19 protein-coding genes are annotated in these 25710 nt (G+C 74.3%); 12 read left to right on the top strand and 7 right to left on the bottom strand.

Features of this window, described 5'->3' with window-relative positions:
- Window positions 1-129 precede the first annotated feature (129 nt).
- Window positions 130-969 carry an endonuclease/exonuclease/phosphatase family protein gene (locus ACPXCS_RS02600; protein WP_425946271.1) on the bottom strand — a complete coding sequence of 280 codons (840 nt, stop codon included), beginning with the start codon at window positions 967-969 and terminating at the stop codon, window positions 130-132.
- Between the two features lie 26 nt (window positions 970-995).
- Here ACPXCS_RS02600 and ACPXCS_RS02595 point away from each other — a divergent pair, with 26 nt between their 5' ends.
- From ACPXCS_RS02595 to ACPXCS_RS02560, 8 genes are all read left to right on the top strand, one after another.
- On the top strand, window positions 996-2222 hold the full coding sequence (locus tag ACPXCS_RS02595; RefSeq protein WP_425946270.1) for an NAD(P)/FAD-dependent oxidoreductase: 1227 nt from the start codon (window positions 996-998) through the stop codon (window positions 2220-2222).
- Between the two features lie 179 nt (window positions 2223-2401).
- Complete coding sequence (locus ACPXCS_RS02590; protein ID WP_425946269.1) at window positions 2402-3247, top strand: oxidoreductase; 846 nt, start codon at window positions 2402-2404, stop codon at window positions 3245-3247.
- A 63-nt stretch (window positions 3248-3310) separates the two neighbouring features.
- A complete protein-coding gene (locus ACPXCS_RS02585) occupies window positions 3311-4078 on the top strand; it encodes an SDR family NAD(P)-dependent oxidoreductase (RefSeq protein ID WP_425946268.1) in 768 nt (255 codons plus the stop codon).
- Window positions 4079-4157: 79 nt separating this feature from the next.
- Window positions 4158-4967, top strand: coding sequence for an SDR family NAD(P)-dependent oxidoreductase (locus tag ACPXCS_RS02580; protein WP_425946267.1), 810 nt, complete (start codon window positions 4158-4160; stop codon window positions 4965-4967).
- A 250-nt stretch (window positions 4968-5217) separates the two neighbouring features.
- Window positions 5218-8007 carry an AAA family ATPase gene (locus tag ACPXCS_RS02575; RefSeq protein ID WP_425946266.1) on the top strand — a complete coding sequence of 930 codons (2790 nt, stop codon included), beginning with the start codon at window positions 5218-5220 and terminating at the stop codon, window positions 8005-8007.
- Window positions 8008-8153: 146 nt separating this feature from the next.
- On the top strand, window positions 8154-11090 hold the full coding sequence (locus tag ACPXCS_RS02570; RefSeq protein ID WP_425946265.1) for an AfsR/SARP family transcriptional regulator: 2937 nt from the start codon (window positions 8154-8156) through the stop codon (window positions 11088-11090).
- Window positions 11091-11229: 139 nt separating this feature from the next.
- The gene (locus tag ACPXCS_RS02565; RefSeq protein WP_425946264.1) at window positions 11230-13356 is read left to right on the top strand and encodes a hypothetical protein; all 2127 of its coding nucleotides are present in this window, start codon (window positions 11230-11232) and stop codon (window positions 13354-13356) included.
- Window positions 13357-13498: 142 nt separating this feature from the next.
- On the top strand, window positions 13499-14893 hold the full coding sequence (locus ACPXCS_RS02560) for an amidohydrolase family protein (protein ID WP_425946263.1): 1395 nt from the start codon (window positions 13499-13501) through the stop codon (window positions 14891-14893).
- A gap of 419 nt (window positions 14894-15312) precedes the next feature.
- Here the strand turns inward: ACPXCS_RS02560 and ACPXCS_RS02555 are convergent, their stop codons facing one another.
- Window positions 15313-16278: a pirin family protein gene (locus ACPXCS_RS02555; RefSeq protein ID WP_425946262.1), complete on the bottom strand. Its 966-nt coding sequence runs from the start codon at window positions 16276-16278 to the stop codon at window positions 15313-15315.
- A gap of 252 nt (window positions 16279-16530) precedes the next feature.
- On the opposite strand from ACPXCS_RS02555, the gene ACPXCS_RS02550 reads away from it, so the two are divergent.
- A complete protein-coding gene (locus ACPXCS_RS02550) occupies window positions 16531-16890 on the top strand; it encodes a tetratricopeptide repeat protein (RefSeq protein ID WP_425946261.1) in 360 nt (119 codons plus the stop codon).
- 76 nt (window positions 16891-16966) lie between these two features.
- On the opposite strand, the gene ACPXCS_RS02545 is transcribed toward ACPXCS_RS02550, so the two are convergent.
- Window positions 16967-18370: a PepSY-associated TM helix domain-containing protein gene (locus tag ACPXCS_RS02545; RefSeq protein WP_425946260.1), complete on the bottom strand. Its 1404-nt coding sequence runs from the start codon at window positions 18368-18370 to the stop codon at window positions 16967-16969.
- A gap of 132 nt (window positions 18371-18502) precedes the next feature.
- Here ACPXCS_RS02545 and ACPXCS_RS02540 point away from each other — a divergent pair, with 132 nt between their 5' ends.
- Entirely contained in the window at window positions 18503-19147 is a 645-nt protein-coding gene (locus ACPXCS_RS02540) for a peptide deformylase (protein WP_425946259.1), read from the top strand.
- Window positions 19148-19297: 150 nt separating this feature from the next.
- Here ACPXCS_RS02540 and ACPXCS_RS02535 read toward each other — a convergent pair whose 3' ends face one another.
- Window positions 19298-20728: a dihydrolipoyl dehydrogenase family protein gene (locus tag ACPXCS_RS02535; RefSeq protein ID WP_425946258.1), complete on the bottom strand. Its 1431-nt coding sequence runs from the start codon at window positions 20726-20728 to the stop codon at window positions 19298-19300.
- A gap of 118 nt (window positions 20729-20846) precedes the next feature.
- On the opposite strand from ACPXCS_RS02535, the gene trxA reads away from it, so the two are divergent.
- Window positions 20847-21236: a thioredoxin gene (trxA, locus tag ACPXCS_RS02530; RefSeq protein ID WP_425946257.1), complete on the top strand. Its 390-nt coding sequence runs from the start codon at window positions 20847-20849 to the stop codon at window positions 21234-21236.
- A 40-nt stretch (window positions 21237-21276) separates the two neighbouring features.
- On the opposite strand, the gene ACPXCS_RS02525 is transcribed toward trxA, so the two are convergent.
- The 3 genes from ACPXCS_RS02525 to ACPXCS_RS02515 form a co-directional block, all read right to left on the bottom strand.
- Window positions 21277-22713, bottom strand: a complete 1437-nt coding sequence (locus ACPXCS_RS02525) for an aldehyde dehydrogenase family protein (protein ID WP_425946256.1) — start codon at window positions 22711-22713, stop codon at window positions 21277-21279.
- Window positions 22714-22934: 221 nt separating this feature from the next.
- Window positions 22935-23972 carry a LacI family DNA-binding transcriptional regulator gene (locus ACPXCS_RS02520; RefSeq protein ID WP_425946255.1) on the bottom strand — a complete coding sequence of 346 codons (1038 nt, stop codon included), beginning with the start codon at window positions 23970-23972 and terminating at the stop codon, window positions 22935-22937.
- A 91-nt stretch (window positions 23973-24063) separates the two neighbouring features.
- Entirely contained in the window at window positions 24064-24729 is a 666-nt protein-coding gene (locus tag ACPXCS_RS02515; protein WP_425946253.1) for a TetR/AcrR family transcriptional regulator, read from the bottom strand.
- Window positions 24730-24858: 129 nt separating this feature from the next.
- On the opposite strand from ACPXCS_RS02515, the gene ACPXCS_RS02510 reads away from it, so the two are divergent.
- Window positions 24859-25422 (top strand): NAD(P)H-dependent oxidoreductase, encoded by a 564-nt coding sequence (locus ACPXCS_RS02510; RefSeq protein WP_425946252.1) that lies wholly within the window; start codon window positions 24859-24861, stop codon window positions 25420-25422.
- Window positions 25423-25710: the final 288 nt, after the last annotated feature.

Raw genomic sequence — 25710 nt, 5'->3', positions numbered from 1 at the left:
ACGTGCCCGGCGCGCGCGGCGCCGCCGCTCCGCACGCCGTCGTCCGCATGGGCTCGACGCCGTGGCCGCGCCGGCGACTTCGGGGCGCGGGACCGTGCCACGGGACGAACCGGTCAGGCCGGTGTCATCTCACGCCGTGTCCACGTCCGCGTACACCAGGTGGTGGTCCGAGTGCGCGCTGGGACGCACCCGCTCCCCGAGCGGGGTCACGCCGCGCAGGAAGACGTAGTCGAACCTGAGCTGCCAGTCGGTGGTCGGCTCGCAGTCGCCGCTGTTCCCGGGACGGCACCGGGGGGACGTCTCCACCGCGAGTTGCTGGACCGGCGTGAGTTCGGGGGCGTCCGGCACGGCGTTGAAGTCGCCGATCAGGATCGCGCGCTCGTGCCGGGCGGCGGCCGCGGCGAGGACCCGGGCCTGTTCCGCCCGGACCGCCTCCTGCGACCGCTGGGCCAGATGCGTGTTGAAGACCCGGACGGGCCGCCCGTCCACGGTGGTGGTGACGGCCATGTACCCGCGGTCCTCCGACCCGCCGTCGGGATACTCGACGCTGACGACGTCCGTCATCGGCGCCGCGGAGAGGATCGCCTGGCCGTAGGCGCCCGGACTCCACGGCGCTCCTCCGCAGCGGCCCCACTTGCGCAGGACGCTGCCGTACTCGACGCGGTAGACCAGCCCGTGCAGGTTCTTCAGGTGCTCCCGGATGCTCTCGACGTCACGGACGCACGCCTCCTGCAGGCCGATGACCTGGGGCGCGTACGCGGCGATCTCGGCCGCCCGGTCGGCGTTGCCGCTGTCGCACGGGTTGCAGATGTTCCACGTCACGACCCGGTTCGGTACAACGTCCTTGACGGCTCCGACGGGCAGCGACGCGCCGAGGAGGGCACCGCTCGGCGCACTGGGGCCGACGAGCACCATGCAGACGACGGTCATGACGCCCACGAGCCACCGCGCGCACCTTCCGAGCACCACTGCCTCCTCACACAGGTGTACCCATCTTGACCGCTGCGGCAGCGGTGTTCGCACGGAACGGCAAGATCGACGGAAGGACACACATCATGAAGGTCATCGTCGTCGGCGCCGGTGTGCTCGGAGTGAGCGCCGCGAGGCATCTGGCGGTCGCCGGCGCGGAGGTCCTGCTGCTGGACCGGCGGGGTGCCGGCACGGGGACGAGCGCGACGACGTTCGCCTGGACCAACGCCAACCGGAAGCACGAGAGGGACTACCACCGGCTGAACGTCGCCGGGATGGAGGAGCACGCCAGGCTCGCCGAGCGGCTGGCGGGTCCGCCGTCGTACTTCCCGAGCGGCGCCCTGCACTGGGCGGACGGCGCGAGCGAGGAGCGCCTGGTGAGCAATGTGGAGCGGCTGCGGTCCCTCGGCTACCCGGCGCACTGGGTCACACCGCGTGAAGCGGTCCGGATCGCCGGCGACGTGCGGATCCCCGGCACCGTCACGGCCGTCGCGCACTTCCCCGGCGAGGGATACGTGCTGCCCGACCTCTTCCTGGAGGCGCTGCTGTCGGACGCCCGGCGGCACGGCGCCGTGTACGCGCTCGGCGAGGCCGTCGCCCTCGACGACCGGCCGGACGGCGTCTCCGTCGAGCTGGCCGGGGGCGAGACCGTCCGGGGCGACCGGGTCGTCCTGGCGGCGGGCCGCTGGCCGCAGGAGCTGGCCGCACGGGCCGGGATCGACGTCCCGATGGTGACGGACACCGGTCGTGGCGCGCAGACGGTCGGCCTGCTCGGATACGTCAGGTCACCGGCGCTCGGCCTGCGCTGTGTGATCCACGGACCCGGCCTCAACCTCCGCCCCTCGGCCGGCGGGCACACCGTCGTCCAGGCCCTCGACCTGAACGCGGACGTCGACCCGGCGGCCCCGCCGTCCCCGGACGGGGACGCCGCGGCCGCCCTTGCCCACCGGTTCCGCGCGCTGCTGCCCGGCGTGGGCGAGAGGCCGGTGATCGACCTGCGCGTCGGATTCCGCTCCCTGCCGCTGGACGGCCGCACCATCGCCGGCCCCGCCGCCGCGGGGTCGGGCGTCTACTGTCTCGTCTCGCACAGCGGGATCACGCTGGCGCCGCTCCTCGGACGGCTGGCGGCGGCCGAGCTCACGACCGGCCGGGAGCAGGACCTCCTGCGGGCGTTCCGCCCCACCCGCTTCGCCGGGGTGCGGCGCCAGGACGCCGCGGTGGACCAGCGGGCCACCGCGCTGGGCGACCAGTGACCGGCAGACACCTCGGCCGTCCGCGGCGAGGTCCGTGACCGGAGTCGGCGCTTCCCAGGAACGTCACTCCCAGGTAAAGCCCGGCCTGGGTACCGGCGGCCGTCACGGCCAGCATCTTCTTGTGCCCCCGAGAAGGCAGGGGCGCGAGGAGACATCGACGATTCCCGAAGGACACGACCATGGTGAGCACACACGACGCGCCGGTATGGATGGTCACGGGCTGTTCCACCGGTTTCGGCCGCAGCATCGCCACGCACCTGCTGGACGAGGGGTACCGGGTGGCGGTCACGGCACGCAGGACCGACTCCGTCAAGGAGTTCGCCCCGTACGACAACGCCCTGGTGCTGCCCCTCGACGTCACCAGCCGGTCCAGCGTCCAGGACGCCGTCGATGCGGCGGAGGCGCACTTCGGCCGCATCGACGTCGTCGTCAACAACGCCGGCATCGGCTACTTCGCCGCCGTGGAGGAGACCCCGGACGAGGTCGTGGACCGGCTCTTCGACGTCAACTTCCGCGGCGTGACCCGCATGATCCACGCCGTTCTGCCCGGGATGCGGGCCCGGCGCTCCGGCACGATCGTCAACCTCACCTCCATCGGAGGGCTGGTCGGCCACACCGCCGTCGGCTACTACTGCGCGGCCAAGTTCGCGGTCGAGGGCCTGTCGGCGAGCCTGCGCCACGAGGTCGAACCGCTGGGCATCGGCGTCCTGACGGTGGAGCCCTCGGCCTTCCGCACCGACTGGGCCGGATCGTCGCAGGAGACCGAGAACCCGATCGCCGACTACGACCGGAGCGCCGGTGCCGCACGGCGTGCGTACCACGCCTCCGTCGGCCGCCAGGCCGGCGACCCGGACCGGGCGGCCCGCGCTCTGGTGAAGGCGGTCACCTCCCTCGACATGCCGCGCCATCTGCTGCTCGGCGCGGACGCCTACACCGCCGCCATGGCTGAACTGGACGCCCAGAAGGCCGAGTTCGAGGCGTGGGAGGCCGTCACCCGCAGCGCCGACTTCCCCGCCGGCCGATAGCGGCACCCACGTCGTCGCCACTGACTTCCCCCACACACACGCCCACGGGAAAGGAAAACGATCATGTCTCGCTTCGAGGGCAAGGTCGCCGTCATCACCGGCGGCGGAACCGGCATCGGCCTGGCCACGGCGCGCCGTCTGCTCGACGAGGGTGCTTCGGTGGTCATCTCGGGGCGGCGCAAGGAGCGCCTGGAACAGGCCGCCGCCGACATGCCACGAGATCGCGTCCTCGTCTTCCCCGCCGACGTCTCCGAGCGTGCCCAGTGCGACGCCCTGATCGAGGCCGCCGTGCGGCGCTTCGGCCGGGTCGACACGCTGGTGAACGCAGCCGGCATGAACCTCGTCGGCAGCGTGGAGGAGACCTCCGACGAGGACTGGCAGACCTGCGTAGGCGCCGACCTGAGCAGCGTCTTCTACACCACACGCGCGGTCCTGCCGCACCTGCGCGTCACCAAGGGCTCGATCGTCAACGTCGGTTCCGTGTCCTCCCTCGGCGGAGGCTGGTCCCACGCCGGTTACAACGCCGTCAAGGCCGCGGTCGCCAACCTCACCCGCTCGGTCGCCTGCGACGTCGGCAAGGACGGCGTGCGCGCCAACACCGTCTGCCCGGGTCTGACCGTCACCGAGATGGTCGACGAGATCATGGCGGACGACGCGCTTTTGGAGCGGGCCTGGGACCGTATCCCGCTGCGCCGCGCGGCCCAGGCGGACGAGGTGGCCGCGGCCATCGCCTTCCTCGCCAGCGACGAGGCCGCCGTCATCACCGGCGTCGCCCTGCCCGTGGACGGCGGACAGACCTGCACCGACGGCGGTCCGGAGTGGGGGAAGTAGGCCGTCACCGTCCTCCACCGAGCCGTCCCCCTCCCCCCCCTTCGCCCCACGTCCCTTCGCCGTTCCGGGAGCATGCGCCATGACCGAGAAGACCGTCGTCCTGACCGGAGCCACCAGCGGTATCGGTGAGGCGAGCGCACGCCGGTTCGCCGCCGGCACCGGTCGCCTGATCGTGCACGGGCCGCAGTCCGCGCGGGAGGTCGGCCCCCTGCTGCGCGAACTGTCCGCCGAAGGCCGGGCGGAGGTGCACTATCTGCGGGCCGACTTCGACGACCTGGACGACGTCGTGCGACTGGCCGAAGGCGTCCGGGGCCTCACCGACCGTGTCGACGTGCTGGTGAACAACGCCGGCCGGCCCGGTGCCGAGCACCGGGAGGTCAGCCGCCACGGGTACGAGGCGACGTTGCAGACCAACTACCTGGCCGCCGTCCTGCTCGTCGAGCATCTCGAGCCGCTCCTCACCTCCGCGGGCGGCCGTGTCGTCCATGTCGCCTCCGCCACCCACCAGTCGGTCACGCTGGACCTGGACGACATCGGCCTGCGCCACGGCTACAGCCCGGTCCGGGCCTACGCGCGCTCCAAGCTGGCGATGGTCGGGCACGCGCGGTGGCAGGCGGAGCAGTGGGGCGCCACCGGCCCCTCGATCGTCAGCATCAGTCCCGGGGTGATCAGCACCGGCCTGCTGCACGCGATGTTCTCGGTGCGCGGGCACGCCCCCGGCCACGGGGCACGCCACGTCGTGGACGCCGCGACGGCGCCGCTGCCGTTCTCCGGCGCCTACCTCGACGAGGGTCTGGTGACCGAGCCGAACCCCGAAGTGCAGGACCCCGTGTTCCGGGCCCGGCTGCACGAGGTCACCAGCGAGCTGCTCGGACCCTGGCGACCGTAGCGGCAAAACGTACGGACCAGGTGCCAGGCCGGTCTCCCAGAACGGCACGCCGACCGGTGCGAAGCGGCCCGTGCCACGCGAGGACGCCGACCGCGACCGGGCAGCTCGCAGGGCGTTCGCGGCGGGGCGTAGACGCACCGCAGACGCGGCGTCGACGAGTCGTAGACGGGCGCGGGTCAAGATCGGTGGCCGGGGGGAGCGCGCGCTGCCGGGGGCGCCTCCCGAGACGGCACGCACCACAGGGGGGCACATGCTCATCACCGTTCCGGTCGACAGCCGGGGAACCGCCGCGGGCGGCACGGGCGGGTTGCACGGCAGGGAACGGGAGATCGCGGCGCTCGCGCAGGTCGTCGCCGACGCCCGGGCCGGCCGGAGCGCCACGCTCGTGCTGTGCGGGGAGCGGGGCATCGGCAAGAGCGCCCTGCTCGATCACCTGGCGGCCCGGGAGTCGTCCGGCGCTCGGGTGGTCCGGGTCGACGGCGTGTCCGGCGAGCGGGACCTGCCGTTCGCTGCGGTGCAGCGCCTGTGCGCGCACTTCCGGGAGGACCTTCCCCGGCTGCCCGCGGGCCGGCGCCGCACGCTGGAGACCCTCCTGGGGCTGCACACCGGCCATGCTCCCGCCCTCCTCGACGTGGGTCTCGCCGTGCAGAGCCTGTGGTCCGCGGCCTCCGCACGGCGTGCGCTGATCTGTCTCTTCGACGACGCGCACCGGCTGGACGAGGCCTCGCTCGCGAGCGTGGCGATCGCGGCCCGGCGCTGCGCCGGTGAGCGGATCGCCGTCGTGCTGGCCCGGCCCGGGCCCGCCCTCGGCGAGGACCTCGCCTCCTTTCCCCGGCTGACCGTGGAGCCGCTGTCGGAGCAGGGCGCGCACGCCCTGCTGGCCACCCGTCTGCGCGCGCCGCTCGACGCACGCGTCTGCGAGCGGCTGGTGGACGAGTCGCACGGCAACCCCCGGGCGCTGCTGTCGGTGCCGGACGCGCTCTCACCGACGGAGATGGCCTGCGCGCGGCCCCCTGTCGACGCCGGGGGCGCGCCGCGGCGAGAACTCCTCGAGCACGCCGTACCGGCGGCCCTGCCCGCGGCCGCCCGGCGCGTGCTCCTGGTGGCCGCGGCCGAGCCGCTGGGCGACGTGGTGACCGTGCTGCAGGCGGTGCGGGGCCTGGGCCTCGGCTCTGCGGCCGTCGCGCAGGCGCAGGCCACGGGCCTGGTGCAGTTCGGCTCCCGCGTACGGTTCCGCCATCCCCTGGCCCGGACCGCCGTCTACGCCACGGCGTCGGCGGCGGATCGCCGCGACGCGCACCGCGCGCTGGCGAGTGCGTGCGACGTCGTGCGGGCACCGGAGCAGAGCGCCTGGCATCTCGGGCAGTCCGCGTCCACCTTCGACGACGCCGTGGCGGCCCAGCTGCACCGGGCGGCGGATCTGGCAGCCTCCCGCCACGACTCGGTGACGGCCGCCGCCCTGTGGGAGCTGTCGGCGGCCCTGACCGCGAACAGGCGCATCCGGGCGCTGCGTCTGCTGGCCTGCGCCGGTGCCCGGCACCGGTGCGGGAACCTCAGTCAGGCGCTGGAGCTGCTGGCCCGGGTGCACACCGGGGCGCTGCCGGAACCCGAGCAGGCCCGGGCCGCCGTGCTGCGGGCCCGCACCCAGTACGGCCTGCACCGCGACGCCGCCTCGGTCGCCGCGCTGCACGAGGTCGCCGCGCACGCCGGTTCGCTCCACCCGGAGCAGGCCCGCGGCCCCTTACTGGAAGTGCTGGCCGCCGCGGTGTACGCGGGCCGCTTCCGCCCCCCGGAGGACTTCGCGCGCACGGCACGGGCGGCCTACGCGGCGCCCGGCAGCGTCCTGCGCCCGCACGAACTGCTGCTGGAGGCGGTCGCCACCCAGACGATCAAGGGATACGCGGCGGCCCTCACCCCGCTGCGGCGTGCCGTCGGCGCCTACCTCACGGCCTCCCCGGAGACCGATCTCGACACGAGCGGCAGCTGGCTCGCGTGCCAGGCGGCCGTCGACGTGTGGGACAGCGCGGCTTGGCAGGAACTGGCCGACCGCAGGACGGCGGCGGCGCGCCGGCACGGCGTCCTGGCCGCCCTGCCCTCGGGGCTCGCCCAGCAGGCAATCGCCCGGATCCACGGCGGGCGGCTGGAGGAGGCGGCGTCGCTCGTCGCGGAGGCCGAGGAGGTCAGCAGGGCCACCGGTGCCACCCCGATGCGGCACGCCGAGCTGGTGCTGGCGGCCTGGAGCGGCGACGAGGCCCGCACCACGGCTCTGGTGGCGGCCGTCACGCAGGACGCCGAGCAGCGGGCCGAGGGGCGGCTGCTGACGACCGCCGAATGCGCGCAGGCGGTCCTGTACAACGCGCTGGGCCGCTACGACGCGGCACTGGCGACCTGTGCCACCGCGTTCGCCCTCGACGAGCCGGCGTTCCGCAACTGGCTGCTGCCCGAAGTGCTGGAGTCGGCCGTCCGCACCCGTCACGTCGAGGAGGGCGCGGCGGCCGCCGAGCGGCTGGAGGAGTGCGCTCGGCTCACCGGCACCGACTGGGCGCGGGGGTTGCATCTGCGGGCCAAGGCGCTGCTGGCCGAGGGCCCCGAGGCGGACGCGCTGTTCCGCGAGTCCGCCGAGAAGCTGGCGGCCTCGGGCGCGGTCCTGCAGGCGGGGCGGACCTGCCTGCTGTGGGGCGAGTGGCTGCGGCGGGCCGGACGCACCGCGCACGCCCGTGTCCCCCTGCGCACCGCGTACGACATCTTCCGCCGGGCCGGCGCGCGTGCGTTCGCGGACCGGTGCGTCGGCGAACTCGCGGCCGCGGGCGACCGCCCGGCCCGGGACGGCCAGGCTCCGCGAGCGGTGCTGACGGCCCAGGAGCAGCGCATCGCGCACCGGGTCGCCCTCGGAGAGACGTCCAAGGAGGTGGCGGCAGCCCTGTTCCTGTCACCGCGCACCGTGGACGCCCACCTGCGCAGCATCTTCCGCAAGCTCGACATCTCCTCGCGACGCCAGCTGCGGGGCGTCACCGGCCTGAGGTCCGGGGGCGGGGACTGACGGCGGCGGGTGACCGGCCCACCCCGTCCCGGCGGCTCCGCACCCCATCCGATATCGTTGACGCGACAACAATGTAGGGACGAGGGACGAGGCGAGCCGCGGCGGCACGGTCTCCGGCGGCGGCCTCCGGCACAGCGAGGCTCAGCATGGCGGAAGCGCGGACACCGGACCTCCGGTTCTCGCTGCTCGGACGGGTCCGTGCGCACCGGGAGGGACGGGAGATCGATCTCGGAGCTCCGCAGCAGCAGGCGGCGGCGGTGGCCCTGCTCCTCGCGCGGGGCCGCGCGCTCAGCACGACCGAACTCGTCAACGCCGTGTGGGAGCGGCCCCCGGGTTCGCCGGCCACCGTGCTGCGCACCTACATCTGGCGTCTGCGCCGGGCCCTGGAGCCCGACCGCTCCCGGTCCGTGCCGTGGCGACTGCTGCGCTCGGTCACGGGCGGCTACCTGCTCGACGTGGACGACGCGTGCGTGGACTGGCGTGTCTACCAGCAGCGCGGTGGCGAGGCCGCGGCGGCCCTGGCCGGGGGCGACCCGGTGGCGGCCCGGCAGCTGTACGACGAGTGCCGGGGACTGTGGCGGGAGGATCCGCTGGCCGGAGTGCCCGGGCCGGCGGCGGCCCGGGAGCGCTCCGTGATGCACGCCCGGCACCTCGACACCCTGGAGGCGCGCCTCGAAGCGCTGCTGCGGGCGGGCGACTTCGCCGAGGCGGCCCGCGATGCCGGCGCCCTGGTGGCGGAGCATCCGCTGCGCGAGGGACTGCACCAGTCGCTCATGCAGGCGCTGTACCGCATGGGACGTCAGGCGGAAGCCCTGTCGGCCTACCGCGAGGCCCATCGCCTCCTGGACGAGGAACTCGGCGTCCGGCCCGGTCCGGGCCTGCGGTCCCTGCACGCGGAGATCCTCAAGGCCGGTGGCGCCGCCCCCGGCGGCGGCGTCAGCCTGCCGCACCGGCCGCCGGTGCCGCGCCAGCTCCCCCACGCCATCGCGGACTTCACCGGACGCGCCGCGGAGATCGAGCGCATCCGGGACACGCTGACGGGGCGCCCCGACGGCGTCATGCCGGTCGTCCTGATCACCGGTATGGGCGGCGTCGGCAAGACCTCGCTGGTCCTGCACAGCGTGCAGCCGGCGCTGGCCGCCTACCCGGACGGGCAGTTGTACGCCGACCTGCGCGGCGCCGACGGAACTCCGGCGCAGCCGGGGGCCGTGCTGTCCTCGTTCCTGCGGGCCCTGGGTGAGCCGGACGCGTTCATCCCCGAGGACCCCGACGAGCGCGCGGCCCTGTTCCGCACCGTCCTGGCGCAGCGCAGCGTGCTGGTGTTCCTGGACAACGCCGCCGACATGGCGCAGGTTCTCCCGCTGCTGCCGGGCTCACCTGCCAGCGCCGTCGTCATCACCAGCCGCAACGGCCTGGCCACCCTCCCGCTCAGCCTGCGCGTCAGCCTCGGCCCGCTGGCGGAGGACGAGGCGCTGCACCTGTTCTCGCGTCTGGTGGGCGGTGCCCGGCTCACCGCCGAGCCGCACACGGCGCGGCAGGTGCTGGCCGCGTGCGGGGGGCTGCCGCTGGCCGTCCGCATCATCGGCTCACGGCTGGCCGCGCGCCCCGCCTGGAGCATGGCGCAGCTCGCCGAGCGGCTCTCCGACGAACGGCACCGGCTGTCCGAACTTCGCGTGGACTCCGTGGCGGTGGAATCCTCCTTCGCGCTCGGCTACGGCCAACTCGGCGACCAGGACAAGCGCACGTTCCGCATGCTGTCCGTCCCCGCCCGGAGCGGTTTCGACACGGCCACGGCGGCCGCCGTGCTGGGCGCTCCCGAAGAGGCCGTACGCGAGGGACTGGAGCGGCTCGCCGACGCGGGCCTGCTGGAGTCCCCCGCCTGGAACCTCTACCGCTACCACGACCTGGTCCTGCTCTTCGCGCAGCGCCTGTCCGCCGGGACGGACCCGCCGGCCGAGCGGTACGCGGCGCTGGGCCGTCTGCTCGACCTGCACCTGTTCTCCGCGGCCGGGTCGTATCTGTTCTTCCGGCCGGGGCACACGGTGCCGCGGACGGCCCTGCCGACTCCGCGGAGCGGGCCGCGCTTCACCGACGAGCGCGCCGTGCTGGCCTGGGCGTCCTCCCAACTCGGCGACATCCTGCGACTGCTGGTGCAGACCGCCCGCACGCACACCGACCGGGCGGCCACCCTGCTGCTGATGCTGGACGCCGTGTTGATGAACTCCCACCGCTGGCACGAGGTGATCCCCGTCGCCACCGCCGTGGCCGAGGCGGCCACGGACCGGAGCGATGTGCGCGCGGAGGGCCGGGCCCGCTACGTCCTGGCCGGTGCGCTCGCCCAGGTCGGCCGCATGGACGACGCGCGCAACCAGGTGCGGCGCGCGCTGGAGGCGACCGCCCGGGCGGGCGACGAGGACGTCCGCGCCATGACCCTCAACGTGCACGCCATGCTGGTGGGTTGGGTCGACCCCCGGGCCGCGGTGGGCCTCCACCTGGACGCCGCGGAACTGGCGCGCCGCCAGGGGAACCCTTCTCTGGAGGCACTCGCCCTGAGCAACATGGTGCAGACGAAGCTGCGGACGGGAGAGGTCGACGCACGGACGATCAGCGCCTCGCGGCGTCAACTCGCCCTGCACCGCCGCAACGGCGACCGCTACGGCGAGGCCTTCGGCCACTACCGCCACGGCCAGGTCCTGCTGGCGCAGGGCAGACTCCAGGAGGCCGTGGACGCCCAGCACCTGGCCCTGGACCTGCTGCAGGAAGGCGAGCAGGACTTCGTCCGGGCCGGCGCCCACGTGCGCCTGTCGGAGGCCTATCTGCGCACCGGTCGCGTCGACCTGGCCCTGGATCACGCACAGCGGGGTCTGGAGATCAGCCGCAAAGTGCGTCATGAGCTGCTCGCCGGGCTGGCCCTGAGCGCCGTCGGTGACGCGCTGTCGGCCATGAACCAGCCGGAGAAGGCACGGCTCCACTGGCAGCGGGCGGTGGCGGACCTGCGGCGGCTGGGCTACGAGGCCGACGCGGCCCGGGTGGCCACGCGCCTGTCCGACGGCGGATCCCCGGCTGGCGGCGACCGTGCGTGAGGCCCTGCCGACGCCACAAGCGGCGCGGACTTAGGCAGAGTTCACCGATCCCCCGCCACCGGACACCGGTCACAGTGGCCGTGCACCGTCTGCGTACCCTGCCGTAGTCGCCGCCGCCCCTCAGACCAGGACCTCCGCTGTGTCATCCTCCGTCGCCTTCGACCCGCCACAGCCGGAACCCGCGCCCGAGCCGCAGGCGGGCACCCTGGCCGACCTGCTCCTCCCGGGACGGGCCACCGGCTTCGCCGGCCGCACCGGACTGCTCCACGCCTTCCGCGAGATGCTGCGGGCGGCGGATTCCGGCGGACCTGCGGGCCGGGTGCTCCACGTGCACGGGCTCGCGGGCATCGGCAAGACGTCGCTGCTTCGGCGCTGTGCGGCGCTGGCGGCCGAGGCCGGCCGTCCCGTCGTGACGGCCGACGCGGCCGGGGCGACCTGGCAGGCCCGGCTGCGTGAGCGGGCGGCGCGAGGGGAGCCGGGCGTCGTCCTCCTCCTCGACGACATCGAGGCACACCCGCAGGCCATGCCCCATCTGCTGGAGCAACTGGCCCTGCACCTGCCGACCGACGGGGTCGCGGTGCTGGCCGGCCGGCTCGCGCCCGATCCCCTGTGGTCCGGTGCCCCCGAGTGGCACGGTGTGCTGCGGACCCGGCAGCTCCACCCGCTCACCGTCCGGGAGAGCGAAGAGGTCCTCGCCGCACTGGGCGTCACGGCCGGTCTCCGCCAGCGGGTCGTCCGGTTCTCCCAGGGGCATCCCCTGGCCCTCACCTGGGGCGCTGCGGCGGCACACGCCGGCGCGTTCGACCACGGCGAGGCGCCCCAGGGGCTGGTGCTGCACCTCCTGGACCGGCTGCTCGGTCCGGTGCCCACTCCCCCGCACCGGGCCGCTCTGGAGGTGTGCGCCCACAGCAGATGGACGACCGAGGACCTGCTCGCCGCCGCGCTGCCGGAGGGGGCACCCGTCGCCGGGATCTTCGACTGGCTGCGCCGGCTCCCGGGGATCACCTCCGAGCAGCACGGCCTGTCCCCCGATCCACTGCTGCGCGACCTGCTGGACGCCGATCTGCGCTGGCGCAACCCCAGCGAGTACCGCGCCCTGCACGACCGGGTCCGGGAGCACGTCCTGGCACAGATCCGGCACAGTCCGCCGGGCGGCATCGTGCCGGCCACGCTGGCGCTGACCTATCTGCACCGCAGCAACGGCTTCGTCTCCCGGTTCGTGACCTGGGAGACCGACGGCGATCTCGTCGAGGTGCCGTACCGGCCGGAGCTCCGGGACGATGTGCTGCGCTTCATCGCCGACGCCGACGGGGAGGGCGCCGCGCGCACCGCCGCCGTCTGGTTGCGGACCCAGCCCTGGGCGTTCCGGCTCTACTGGGACGTCGGACGGCAGCGGCCGGCCGGCGCCCTCGCACGGCTGCGCCTCGACGACGCGATGCACGCGGACCCCGTTCCGGACTCCCTGGCGCAGGCGGCCTGGCGACACGCGCAGACCACCCGGCCGCTGCGGCCGCACGAACACGCGGTGCTGGTCCGGATGTACGGGCCCCCCTCCCTCCACAGCGAGGCGTCCCCGCTGCTCGACCTGATGATCCACCGCGTCCTGGGGTCGTTCATCCTGCAGGAATCGACCGCGTGGACCTACATCGGCCTAGCGACCGGCTCCTTCCTCGACCCCCTGATGCGGTACCTCGACCAGCGCCCGCTGCCGGAGCCCGTCGTGGCGGACGGCACGGATTTCACGCTGTACGCCCACGACTGGCGGGCCGTCACACTGGACCGCTGGATGGAGGTGGGACATCTCGTGGAACTGGCGGGACCCGACGCCCGGCCGGCGGCGGGACCGCGGGCGGGCTCCCCGCCTCTGACGGTGCTGTCGCGGGAACAGTTCGACGCCGCGGTCTCGGACGCCCTCGCCGCCTGGCAGCGCAAGGACCTCCTCGCCCGCAACCCGCTCACGCGCAGCCGCATGGTCGCCGAACGCGGCGGCGACGATCCGGTGGAGGCGCTGCAGGAGGTCCTCGCCGAGGCCCTCGACACGCTGGGGCGGGATCCGCGCCGGGAGAAGTTCTACCGTGCCGTGGTGACGGGCCTGCTGCGCGGGGCACCGACCCGCGAGGCCGCCGCCGAACGGCTCGGGCTGCCCCTGAGCACCTTCCGCCGGCACCTGGCCCGCGGGGTGGAGCAGATCCGGGAGTACCTGTGGACCGGCGAACTGCGCGGCACCACCGCCTCGATCACGGCGAAGGCCTCTTCCTCTTCCTGATCGTGCCACCGCGCGGCGGCCCGTGGTGGGTGCGCCGCACCCAGGAAACCGGCGGCCTGGTTGCCGCCGCGACCGCGGTGGAGTCTGAGCGCATTGACAGGCCCGGCACCACGGACCGGGCCCCCAAGGAACGGATGCGCTCATGTACTCCAGCGACACCACGCGTCAGTCCCAGCTCGCCCAGCTGCGTCAGCGTGCGGGCTCTCCCGCTCGCCGCGTCCTGCTGACCGGTGCCGCCGTGGTCACCATGGACCCGGCCATCGGCGTGCTCAACAAGGGTGACGTGCTCATCGAGGGCGACGTGATCGCCGCCGTCGGACCGGACCTGAGGGCGCAGGGCACCGTCGCCGACGCGGTGGTCGTCGACGCCCGCGGCTGCATCGTCACCCCCGGCTTCGTCGACACCCACCGGCACGCCTGGGAGGCGCAGCTGCGGCGCATCATGCCCGACGTCGACGATCTGGCCGGATACGTCACCAGTACGCTGCTGGGCATCGCACCCGTCTACCGGCCCGCCGACATGTACGTCGGCACCAGGCTGGCCGCGCTGACCGCCCTGGACAGCGGCATCACCACGATGCTCGACTTCTCCCACAACTCCCGTACGGCCGAGCACTCCGACGCCGCCGTGCAGGCCCTGATCGACACCGGCATCCGGGGCGTGCACGCCGCGATGGCACCGCACTTCGGCGACTGGGACAAGCAGTGGCCGGCCGACCTCGCCCGCCTCCAGGGGCAGTACGGCAGCGGTCTGCTGACGTTCCGGCTGGCCACCCTGGCCACCGACGAGATCGCCGGGCCGAGCCTGGCCTACGGCGCCGAACTCGCCCGCACCGCCCGCGATCTGGGCGTCGGCGTGAGCGTCGACGCTGTGTTCGGCACCTCGTCCTCCGAGGCCGTCCTCGCCTGGGAGCGGGAGGGCCTGCTCGGGCCCGATGTGACGCTCATCCACGCCACGGGACTGACCGGCGAGGCCTGGCGGGCGATCGGGGCCAGCGGCACGACGATCGCCCTGGCGCCCACCTCGGACGCCCAGATCGGCCTGGAGACCGCCGTCCCGGCCGTCGACGAGGCGCTCGCCGTCGGAGTGCGGCCCGGACTGAGCATCGACGTGGAGGTGGCGCTGGCCAGCGACATGTTCACGCAGATGCGCGCGCTGCACGCCATCCAGCGCATGCGGGCGGTCAACGCCGTCCACGGCAGCGAGCGGGAGCCGTCGCGCATCGGCGTCCGGGACGTGCTGGACTTCGCCACGCTGCAGGGGGCCCGCACCAACGGACTGGCGGACGTGACCGGTTCGATCACGGTGGGCAAGCAGGCCGACCTGCTGGTCATCCGGGCGGAGGACGTCAACAACATGCCGCTGAACGACGCCGTGGGCACCGTGGTCCTCGGCTCCGACCCGCGCAACATCGACACGGTGTTCGTGGCCGGTGAGGTCCGCAAGTGGAACGGTCAGGTGCTGGACGTCGACCTGGCGACCCTGCGCGCCGAGGTCGCCGCGTCCCGCGACCACATCCTGGCCGCCGCCTCGTGACCTGCCGGAGGATCCGGCCGCGCGCCCGCTGCCACCCCGTCTCCGGTGTCAGCGGGCGCACCACGTGACGCACATCGCGCAAGGGCCCGGCCACCTCGGGCCCGCCGCTCGCCGACCTCGCGAGCGGACGGTCGCGTTGCGCCGCCGGCCCAGCGAGCGGTCCCGGCTGCCCGCCCGGCACAGGGCTGCCCCGACGTGCGGCTGCCCCCCGGCACGCGGCCACGTCCGGCCCCGGACCGTCGTCCGTGACCCGTCGCCCACGACCTGGCGCCCGCCGGCCCCCGCCGGCGCGCCGGCCGGCGGGCGTGACCGGCCCGCCGCCCAGGACACGCCGGAGGTTTCAGTCCCCCGAAGGCGCCGCCGGTGGCTGCCTCGCGGACGTCGACCGCCCGCAACGGGCGGCTCAGTCCCTCCGCGGCTCAGCGGACCCTGCCCCGCGCCTTCAGAGGCGTCGGCGGCAGCTCGGGGGCCGGCAGCGGGTCTCCGTCGTACCCCTTGACCTCACCGAACCGCGTCCCCTCCGTCCAGTCCCGTCGCGCCTGCTCGATCTCCTCCTGCGAGCGGCCGATCCAGTTCCAGAACATGACCAGTTCCTCCTCGAACGGCTCGCCGCCCAGGAGCATCAGGCCCGCGTCCGACTCGGCCCGCAGTGGCAGCTCGGTGCGTCCGCAGCCGAGGTAGAGCATCGAGCCGGGCAGCACCGGGACGCCGTCGACGTGGGCCTCGCCGGACATGGAGAGGACCGCGTACTCGAAGTCCGGTTCCAGGGGCAGGCGTACGTCCGCGCCCCGGGCCAGGGCCAGGTCGGCGCCGACGATCGGGGTGTAGGCCGTGCCCGGCGAGGTCGCGTCGTCGAGGGCACCGAGGAGGACCGTGGCCGTGACGCCGGGCCCGGTGACGAGCGGCAGGTCGGCGTGGTGCTCGAAGCGGGGCTCGGTGTGGCGGTGGCCGTCGGGCAGGGCCACCCACAGCTGCGCGCCGTGCAGGAAGCGGGCGTGCGAGCGAGGGCTCTCCTCGGAGTGGCTGATCGCCCGGCCCGAGGTCATCAGGCCCAGCTCGCGCGGCCGGATCGTCTGGAGGCTGCCGGTGGAGTCGCGGTGCAGCACCTCCCCCTCGTGCAGCCAGCTGACCGTCTGCAGGCCCATGTGCGGGTGCGGGGGCACCTGCATGCCGGGCTCGTCGGCGATGTCGTCGGGGCCGTAGTGGTCGACGAAGCACCAGGCGCCGACCATGCGGCGCCCCAGGTTGGGCAGCAGCCGGCGGACCTCGCTTGATTCGCCGAGCCTGACCTGCCGGGGACTGAGGAGTTCACGGACCGGTTCCGCCACCACGAAGCCGCGGCCCCCGCACAGGGCGGGAGCCGGCTCCCGCTCGAGATTGCTCATGGCGCACAACCTAGCCCCGCGGGCGTCGCCGCGTCAGCGCGTCTCCCGGCCGTGCCGCCATGGTCCCGGGAACGGAGGACGGCCGCCGCATCCACGACGGCATCCCGGGGGAGGCCTGGCCGTCGCCGGCCGGGTGCTGAGCCTGATCACCGAGCGTGCCGACGCCGAGCCGGCGGCCCTGTCCGGCACCGCCGACCGGTAGTGGAATATTGAACCAACAGACGCGGTTGACGGCCCCGAAGGAGGTCACCAGTGAACACGACCCACGAGCCGGCCTACTACGACCACGGGACTCCGGCGGAGCGCTGGGAGCGCGCGCAGCTGTTCTTCGACGCCGAGGACTACGCCGCCGCCGCGCGCGTCCTGGCCGGGCTGGTCGAGGAGGCGCCCGAGCAGACCGGGCCGCGGCTGCTGCTGGCCCGCTCCTACTACCACTCGGCGCAACTGCGCCGCGCCGAGGCCGAGTTGCGGACCATCGTCGAGCAGGACCCGGTCGAGCACTACGCCCGGCTGATGCTCGGCCGGACGCTCCAGCGGCAGAGCCGGCACGACGAGGCCGCACCGCACCTGCGGGTCGCCGCCGCGCTCGCGGGTGACTTCGCCGAGCTCTGAGCGAGCCCGCCGCACACCGCACACCGACGGATGCCCGGCTCCGCACGGAGCCGGGCATCCGCGCTGCGTGCGTCCCCTACTTCGCCGCGTTCGCGGGTCCGTACGTCCGCCGCCCTCGCCGGTGGGCTATCTCGCCCAGCAGGATGTCGACGGCGAAGAACACGGCCAGCGGAATGCCGAACAGCGGCAGGAAGTACCCGAGTACGGCGCCCGCGGCCAGCAGCGGCACCAGGATCTGCGGTGGCACCTGCTGCCAGGCGCCGCGCGGCACCGGCCGGCCGAAGGCGCTGCCCCGGCCGCGCTGCCACCACATGCGGTAGCCCCACACGATCAGCAGGATCAGGCTGAGCGCGAGCAGCATCAGCAGGATCTGGTTGGCGAGGCCGAACAGGACGCCGGTGTGCAGGTCGATGCCCCAGCGCGTGAGCTTCGCGAGCACCGGGTGGTCCGCGAACCGCAGCACGTCGGTGACCTCGCCGCTCGCCGGGTCGATCGCGACGGCGTCCTGCTTGGTGGGCCAGCTGCGCTGCACCTGCCGGACGACGTACGCGGAGTCCTCGTCGGCGGGCGGCACGATCTCCACCGGGTCGCCGAGGCCCTCGGCCCGTGCGGCCGCCAGGACCTTGTCCAGTCCCACACCGTGCGCGGCGTCCCCGGCCTGCCGGGCGGCGCCGTGGCCGGAGTGCTCCCCGCCCGCCGCCGACACCGAGGGGGTGGCCTGGCCGAGGGAGGTGCGCAGCTCGTCGATGGTGGCGCCGGCGTAGGTGGACCAGGTGAGACCGGTGGCCGAGAGGAAGAAGAACCCGGTCGCCGCCCACACGCCGACGCCGCCGTGCAGTCCGAGCGTGCGGCGCCGCCCCGTCGTGCCCCGCACCGTGCGCCGGGCGCGGCGGCGGGAGAACCACAGCACCAGCCCGCCGGCCGTGACCACCCACAGCCAGCTGGCCGCCAGTTCGCTGTACAGCCGCCCGCTCTCCCCCAGGTGCAGGTCCCGGTGGAGCTCGTCGATCCAGGTGCGCAGGGGCAGCGCACCGGTCGAGCCGTACTGTTCGAGAGCGCCGCGCACCTCGGCGGTGTACGGGTCCACGAAGACGGCGAGCGTGTGGTCCTCGTCGACGCCCGGGACGCCGGACAGCAGCACCCGGGTCGTCGCGTCGGGCTCCGGCGAGGGGCGCACGGCCGAGACCGTGCCCTGGGGATGGACCTCGCGGGCGGCGGCGACCTGCTCGCCGACGGGCAGCTTCTCCCGGCCCACGGGGACGGTGAGTTCGTGGCTGTACACGATCTTCTCGGCCTGGAAGGAGGCGGCGTACAGCAGGCCGCTGACGGCGGCGACGAGGAGGAACGGAGCCACCAGCACCCCCGCGTAGAAGTGCAGGCGGAGGACCAGCGGGCGCAGGGGCGCCCAGCTGTTCTTCGTCGGGGCCGGGGAGGCCGGTCGAGGGGCCTCGTCCGTGGTGGTCGAGGGAGCGGTGGTCATCGGGGGGCTTCTCCGGGGGACGTCTGCGGGGCCGTTGCGGTGCAGTAGTCGGGGCGCGGGGGCGTCCGGTTCCCGGAGGGCGTGTGTGTCGTGCGCCACACGGCGTCGGCGCTGCCATGTCATCCTGACGCGATGGGAACTCCGAACGATCGCGCGCCCCTGGCCGAGCGGGTCGAGGAACTCCTCGCCGACGGCGGCCCGTTGCCCATCGTGGCGGCGGGGGATCCGGTGCTGCGGCGCGGCACCGAGCCGTACGACGGCCAGTTGGGACCCGCGCTGCTGGACCGGTTCGTCGAGGCGCTGCGGATCACGATGCGCGCGGCGCCCGGGGTGGGGCTCGCGGCGCCTCAGGTGGGGGTGGGGCTGCGGATCGCGGTGATCGAGGACCCGGCGCCGGTGCCGGAGGAGGTGCGGCTCGCGCGCGGGCGGGTGCCGCAGCCGTTCCGGGTGCTGGTCAATCCCGCCTACGAGCCGGCCGGTGAGGCGCGGGTGGCGTTCTTCGAGGGCTGCCTGAGCGTGCCGGGCTGGCAGGCGGTCGTCGCCCGGCCCGCCGCGGTGCGGCTGACCGGGCAGGACGAGCGGGGGCAGGCCCTGGACGAGGTGGTCACGGGCTGGCCGGCACGGATCGTGCAGCACGAGACGGACCATCTCGACGGTGTCCTGTACCTGGACCGCGCCGAGCCGCGGTCGCTCTCCTCCCACCAGGCGGTGGCGGAGCGCTGGGCGCAGCCCACCCCGGAGGAGGCGGCCCGGGCTCTCGGCTTCCGGCTGCCGTGACGCAGGGCTCGGCGGCTGAGCGGCTGAGCCGGTGCGGGTGTGACCGTTTCCGGGTGCGGCTGCGTGGGCTGGTCGCGCGGTTCCCCGCGCCCCCTGACTCGGTCGCGTCGTCCGCGGCCGACGCCCGGCCCAGCCGCGCAGCCGGCCTGATCAGCTGTCCCGGTACGCCTCCAGCAGCCGCAGCCAGACCTCGCTGATCGTCGGGTAGGAGGGCACGGCGTGCCACAGGCGGTCGATCGGGACCTGGCCGGCGACGGCGATCGTCGCCGAGTGGATGAGCTCGCCGACGCCGGGGCCGACGAGGGTCACGCCGCGCAGGATCTCGTCCTCGACGTCGACGACCATGCGGGCGCGGCCCTTGTAGCCGTCGGCGTACAGGCCGGCCCCGGCGACGGAGGACAGGTCCACGTCGACGGCCTTCACCCGGTGCCCGGCCTGCTCCGCCTCGGCGAGGGAGAGCCCGACCGCCGCCGCCTCGGGGTCGGTGAAGACGACCTGCGGGACGGCGCTGTGGTCGGCGGTGGCCGCGTGGGCTCCCCAGGGCTGGACGGAGAGCTCCTCGCCGGTGGCCCGGGCGGCGATGGCGGCCCCGGCGATGCGGGCCTGGTACTTGCCCTGGTGGGTGAGGAGGGCGCGGTGGTTGACGTCGCCGACGGCGTAGAGCCAGTCGTGGCCGGTCACGCGGAGGCTGTCGTCCACCGGGAGCCAGGAGCCGGCGTCCAGGCCGATCGTCTCCAGGCCGATGTCGTCGGTGCGCGGGGCACGGCCGGTGGCGAAGAGGATCTCGTCCGCCTCGATGCGGTCGCCGCCGTCCGTGACGGCCACGACGGTGCCGTTCTCGCGCGTCACCGACTCCACCGAGGTGCCGGTGCGGACGTCCACGCCCGCCTCGGCGAGCGCCTCGGCGACCAGTTCCCCGGCGAAGGGCTCCATCCTCGGCAGCAGTCCCTTGCCCCGCACCAGCAGGGTGACCCGGGAGCCGAGGGCCTGCCAGACGGTGGCCATCTCGGTGGCGACCACACCGCCGCCGACGACGATCAGGCGTCCCGGCACCGTCTTGGCGCTGGTGGCCTCCCGGCTGGTCCAGGGCTTGACGGCGTCGAGCCCGGGCAGCGGGGGCAGGGCGGCGCGGCTGCCGGTGCAGACGGCCACGGCGTGCCGTGCGGTCAGGACGCGCTCGGTGCCGTCCGGGCCGGTGACCGTCACCGTGCGGGGGCCGGTGAGCCGCCCGTGGCCGCGGTGGAGGTCGGCGCCGACGGAGTCGAGCCACCGGACCTGGCCGTCGTCCTTCCAGTCGGAGGTGTAGTAGTCGCGGTGGGCGAGGACCGCGGCCGCGTCGAGGGGCCCCTGCACGGCCTGGCTCAGGCCCGGCACACGGCGGGCGTCCGCGCGGGCGATGACCGGTCGCAGCAGGGCCTTGCTGGGCATGCACGCCCAGTACGAGCACTCGCCGCCGACCAGTTCGCTCTCCACGACCGCGGTGGTCAGACCCGCCGCACGGGTGCGGTCGGCGACGTTCTCCCCCACGGGCCCGGCCCCGAGCACCACGACGTCGTACGCGTTGGTTTCCGTTTCCGTCATGGGGTCAGTCTGGTGGGTGGTGTGCGCCCTGGCCACACGGGTAGGGGCGCGGAATACGTGCCCGCCCGGCCGTGTTGTGCCGACGGCTTGACCCCACCCAGGAAGAGGGATGTACGCCATGAGCAGCACCGTGGAGCTCACCAAGGAGAACTTCGACCAGATGGTCACGGACAACGAGTTCGTCCTGATCGACTTCTGGGCGTCCTGGTGCGGGCCGTGCAGGCAGTTCGCGCCGGTCTACGAGAAGGCGGCGGAGGAGAACCCGGACCTGGTGTTCGGCAAGGTGGACACCGAGGCGCAGCCGGAGCTGGCCGCGGCCTTCGGTATCCAGTCGATCCCCACGCTGATGATCGTGCGGGACCAGGTCGCCGTGTTCGCCCAGCCGGGCGCGCTGCCCGAGGCCGCCCTGACGGACGTCATCGGCCAGGCCCGGAAGCTGGACATGGACGAGGTCCGCAAGGCGATCGCCGAGCAGCAGGCCCAGCAGCCGCAGCAGCCGGCCGAGTGACGGTCGCGCGGAGCGGTTACCCGGCCCTCGCGGGCGGGTCCTAGAAGGGGTACGGAGCCACGTCTCCGCGTACCGTCGTCCAGCGCAGTTCGGTGAAGGCCTCCAGGTTGGCCTCGCCGCCGAAGCGGGCGCCGGTGCCGGAGGCGGCCACTCCGCCGAAGGGCGCCACGGCCTCGTCGTTGACCGTCTGGTCGTTGATGTGGACGATGCCGGTCGGGATGCGCTCGGCGAGGTCCAGGCCGCGGGCCGGGTCCCGGGTGACGATGCCCAGGGACAGGCCGTACGGGCTCTGCGCGGCCAGCGCCGCCGCCTCGTCCGCGGTGCCGAAGGAGCGGACCGGCGCCACCGGACCGAAGACCTCCTCCGTGTAGGCCGGGGTGCGGTCGTCGACCTGGGCCAGGACCGTCGGCCGGTAGAACAGCCGGTCGTGGCTGCCGCCGGCGGCGACCTTGGCTCCCGCGGCCCGGCTGGCGTCGACCAGGCCGCTGATCTTGGCGAGCTGGCCGGAGTCGATGATGGGACCGAGGTGGACCTGGTCCCGGTACGGGTCGCCGACGGCGAGCGACTCGGCCTTGGCGGCGAGCCGCTCGACGTACTCGTCGTACAGCGACGCGTGCACCAGGTGGCGCCCGGTCGTCATGCAGATCTGGCCCTGGTGGAAGAACGAGCCCCAGGCGGCCGTGGAGATCACCGCGTCCAGGTCGGCGTCCTCCATGACGATCATGGCGGAGTTGCCGCCCAGTTCCAGGTGCGCCCGCTTCAGGTGGCGTCCGGCCGCCTCACCCACGGCCCGTCCCGCCGCGGTGGAGCCGGTGAAGGACAGGATCGGCACGCGCGGGTCGGCGACCAGGGCCTGGCCGGCCTCCGGGCCGCCGGGCAGCACGTGCAGCAGGTCCTCGGGCAGGCCCGCGGCGGCGAACACCGCGGCGAGGGCGAGTCCGCCGCAGACGGCGGTGCGCGGATCGGGCTTGAGCAGGACGGCGTTGCCCAGCGCCAGGGCGGGCGCGACGGACCGGATGGACAGGATCAGCGGCGCGTTGAACGGGGAGATCACCCCCACCACCCCGGCCGGCACCCGGCGGGTGTACGACAGCCGCGGTGCCTCGCTCGGGAGCACCTGGCCGGCCGGGCGGGAGGCGAGGGCGGCGGCCTCGTAGCACTCCTGGGCGGCGACGTGCAGTTCGAAGTCGGCCTTGCCGGGGATGGAACCGGACTCGCGGACGAGCCAGGTCCGCAGCTCGTCGGCGTGCTCGGAGAACAGGTCACCCGCTTTGCGCAGCACGGCGGCCCGGGCGAAGTGCGGGGTGCGTGCCCAGGCACGCTGGGCGTCGGCGGCCCTCGCGGCGGCGGCCTCGACGTCCTCGGGGCGCGCGAGCGTGAGGCTTCCGAGGGTCTGGCCGGTGGCGGGCTCGGTGACGGTGTACCCGGGCCCCGTGAGGGTGCGGGGCTGCCAGGTGCTGGCGTCGAGCAACGGCATGACGGCTCTCCGATCGATCGGTCACCGGCTGACGGGTGGGCGGAACTCCCGTACGTGCGCGGCCGGTTCGGCGGTCACGGGGCGGCGCGCCGGGCGGCCGCGGCCGGGTGTGCCGCGGTCCGTGCGCGGACCCGCCCCCATTTTGTTGAGCATGCAACATCCTAGCCGTGCCGGGTTCCGGATTCCCGGTCCCCGGTCGCCCGCCGGAGCGTCGCGCCCGGTCAGCTGGACTCCCGGTGCAGCACCGTCGCTCCCAGGGCCTTGTGCGTCTCGGGCCGGGTACCCGGATTGCGCACCGCGCGGTCGACGAGTTCGGCGAGTTCCCGGCCCGAGGGCAGCTCCAGGTGGACGGTGGTCAGGCGGGGCCGCAGCAGCCGGCCGAGCATGAGGTCGTCCGCGCCGATCACGGCCGTCTCCTCGGGTATCCGCACGCCCGCGTCCTGCAGGGCCCGCATCAGCAGCATCGCGTACTCGTCGTTGTAGGTGAACACGGCGTCCAGGCCGAGGGTGCGCCAGCGGGCGGCGAGGCGGGCGGCGGCCTGTTCGTCGTAGGCGAGGGGCAGTTCGGTGACCGTGGCGCCGGTGCCCCGCACGGACTGGCGGACGCCGTCGAGCCGGGGTGCGGAGAACACGTCGAGGCCGGGTTCCTGCGGGACGACGACACCGATCCGGCGGCGGCCCCGGTCGTAGAGGTGGGCGCCCGCGCTGTGGCCCACGGCGTCGTGGTCCATGAGCAGGGCGTGGGCGCCCTCGATGGTCTCGGGGCCGAGGGTGACCACGGCCCGGGCGCCGGAGCGCTTGAGCACCGCGACCCCGCGCGGGCCGACTCCGGAACCGGGGACCAGGACGGCGACGGGCCGCAGTTCGGCCCAGGCCCGGGCGGCCTCGTCGCCGTGCGGGCCGCCGGTGCCGTACTGCACGACGGTGTAGTCCAGGCCGGCGAGGGCGGCCTGGAGGTCGGTGAGGAAGCGGCTGTAGAGCGGGCCGACGGGGAAGGTCGGCGCGGGGATCAGGACCATGCGGCTGTGGCCGGCGCGCAGACTGCGGGCGGCGGCGTGCGGAACGTATCCGAGTTCCCGCGCGGCGTCGTGGACCCGGCGGCGGGTGGGTTCGCTGATCCGTACGGCGCTGGTGTTGTTCAGAACATAGGAGACGGTCGCGCGCGAGACGCCGGCCAGGCGGGCCACGTCGGCGCTCGTGGGCACGGAGCGCGACAGCGCGGGGGACGGGGGCGCGGGCGTTTTCGGTATCTGCACCATGACGACGGCATCTTGGCAGAAGGCTCAACGCGCGCTTCGGGCGGGGGAGTTGTGAGGATGCCGTGAGCGTTCACGGCGGGTGCGGCGCGGCTCAGCCGGAGCGGTCCGCCCCCGTGACCCGGTCGACCAGGTCGATCCAGGCGTCCTCCAGGCGGGTCACGGGCAGCCCGCACTGCCTGGTCAGGTGGTGGACCAGGGCCGGGTCCAGCTGGCCCAGCAGCGTGTGGGAGAGCAGTTCGCAGTCCGCCTCGGGGACCGCCTGCCGCAGGAGCATCTCGATGTGGTGCCGGAGCACGCGGCGGGCCGGGGACATGTAACGGCGGCTGGCGCCGGGCTCGGCGGCCAGCTGCAGCTCCAGCTCGTCGGTCGAACGGCGCAGCATCGCGCAGCCGAACGCCCGCAGCCGCTCCACGGGCGGCGCGCCGGGGCCGAGCGGCGGCGGGCCGCCGAGGAAGGCGGCCTGGAACTTCTTCTCGGAGTGGTCCAGCAGCGCCGTCAGCAGTCCCGTGCGGTCCCCGAAGCGGCGGAACACCGTGCCCTTGCCCACGCAGGCCGCTGCGGCCACCGCCTCCATCGTGACTCCCTCGGCGCCGCGCTCGGCGACCAGCCGCGCGGCGGCTTCCAGCAGGCGGGCCCGGTTGCGGGCGGCGTCGGCGCGCAGGCACGGCTCGTCCGCCTCCAGGGCACTGCCGAGCTGGAGCAGCTCGGGGTGGTCGACGGGCTCCTGAGGCGTCGGGAAGGGCGGGACGGTGGACATGAAGCCAGCGTAAAGCATCGGGAACAAAACTGGACCGCGGTCCGGTTAGGATGCTAGAACATTAAACGGACCTCGGTCCGGATCGTGACGGCAGTGTTTCGCTGCAGTTTTCACCATGTGGGAGTCAGCATGTCTGTTCGTATCCTCGCCCTCGTCGGCAGCCTGCGCGCCGGTTCGCACAACCGCCAGCTCGCCGAGGCCGCGGTCAAGCTCGCCCCGGAGGGCGCCGAGGTGAACCTCTTCGAGGGGCTCGCCGAGATCCCCTTCTACAACGAGGACATCGACGTCGAGGGCACCGTCCCGGCCGCCGCCGCACGGCTGCGCGAGGCCGCGAACGCCGCGGACGGCCTGATCCTGTTCACGCCGGAGTACAACGGCACCATTCCGGCCGTCCTGAAGAACGCCATCGACTGGCTGTCCCGCCCGTACGGTGCCGGTGCGCTCGGCGGCAAGCCGGTCGCCGTGGTCGGCACCGCGTTCGGCCAGTACGGCGGTGTCTGGGCGCACGACGAGACCCGCAAGGCCGTGGGCATCGCCGGGGGCACGGTGCTGGAGGACGTCAAGCTGTCCATCCCCGGCTCGATGACCCGGTTCGCCGAGACGCACCCGTCCGAGGACGAGGAGGTTGCCGCGCAGCTGACCGAGGTGATCGCCCGGCTGCACGGGCACGCCACGGCGCCGGCTGCCGCCTGAGCGGTAGGCGCTGCTGCTGCGCCACGGAGGGGCCGGGACCTGTGCGGGCCCGGCCCCTTCGGCGTGGCCATGGGCCCGGGCGGAGATGCGGGGGTGTGCGCCGTGGCGGTGGCTGTGCTTCGCCGGGTGCGGGTGCGTCGTGGCTTGGCGCGCAGTTCCCCGCGCCCCTGAGGGGGAAGCGGCCCGGGGCCGCCACACGGGGTGATGGCTGTGCCCGCGCCGGGTGCGGGGTGCGTCGTGGCTTGGCGCGCAGTTCCCCGCGCCCCTGAGGGGGAAGCGGCCGGGTGA

It is taken from the genome of Streptomyces sp. DT190, from assembly GCF_049846985.1.
Lineage (GTDB): Bacteria > Actinomycetota > Actinomycetes > Streptomycetales > Streptomycetaceae > Streptomyces.
Note: the sequence above shows the minus strand (reverse complement) of the source record. Positions and strands in the feature narration are given on the sequence as shown.